Genomic DNA, 431 nt, shown 5'->3' on the forward strand with positions numbered 1-431 from the left:
TCCCCATTGCTCAGTTTTGCCATTCCTGTTCGGTAATATTTCCTGAGCGTTTTGTATTTGGCGTTTCCGCATCGTGATACTATCCATGCCCGCAGTTGTTGCCAGAGTATGTTATCTAGCTTGTTGAAAATCTCCGAGGAGACTGCCCCTGAATAGTATCTTGCCCATCCTGTGATGATGGGATTGAGATATTTTATCAGGGCGGCTTGAGGTGCTGTTTTATGTTTCTTAATCACCTCTTTAACCTTTTCGATGTGGGCTTTGATTGCTTCCTTATCCGGTTTGATGAGGGTCTTGAAGCCCAGTGGTTTATTGTTGTGGCCTCCACTTTTCCCGGATGTATGTCTCCCTTGTGGATATTGCCTGATATTGAACCCTAGAAAGTCGAAACCAGGTGAGACCATTTTTCCATTTACTTCGATTTCTTGAAG

At 44.1% G+C, this 431-nt stretch carries 1 protein-coding gene; it reads right to left on the minus strand.

Annotation, left to right across the window (positions count from 1 at the left end; translation table 11 throughout):
* Positions 1 to 431 (minus strand): group II intron maturase-specific domain-containing protein (locus LKE08_RS02715; protein ID WP_324702654.1); only part of this gene is annotated, 431 nt, incomplete at both ends.

The organism is Lyngbya sp. CCY1209 (assembly GCF_035615495.1).
GTDB lineage: Bacteria > Cyanobacteriota > Cyanobacteriia > Cyanobacteriales > Microcoleaceae > Limnospira.